General features: G+C 38.7%; 1 rRNA gene. It reads left to right on the top strand.

Annotated elements, in window-relative coordinates:
* Window positions 1-243: 243 nt before the first annotated feature.
* Window positions 244-318: ribosomal RNA gene (gene rrf / locus OM075_RS25980) — 5S ribosomal RNA — on the top strand; the annotation flags it as partial.

Below are 318 nucleotides of genomic sequence, written 5' to 3'. Positions count from 1 at the left end.
AAAGACGATGACGTTGATAGGCTGCAGGTGTAAAGGTGGTAACATCAAAGCTGAGCAGTACTAATTACCCGAAACTTTTAGTTGGGCGTTAAAGCGCGACATGTGATTTTGATTGAGCTGGTATGTTATTAAAGACTATTAGAAGAGAGATCATAGCTAATAGATTAAAAAATATTGAATAGAGTGTTAGAATAGATAGAGTCTATAAGTCTCTAATCTATCGTCTAAAATCTAGAAAGACATTCAGGTGGTTATAGCGATGGGGTTCCACCTCTTCCCATTCCGAACAGAGAAGTTAAGCCCATTAGCGCCGATGGT

It is taken from the genome of Plebeiibacterium sediminum (genome assembly GCF_026013605.1).
Lineage (GTDB): Bacteria > Bacteroidota > Bacteroidia > Bacteroidales > Marinilabiliaceae > Saccharicrinis > Saccharicrinis sediminus.
This window is presented reverse-complemented; position numbering and strand designations above follow the sequence as displayed.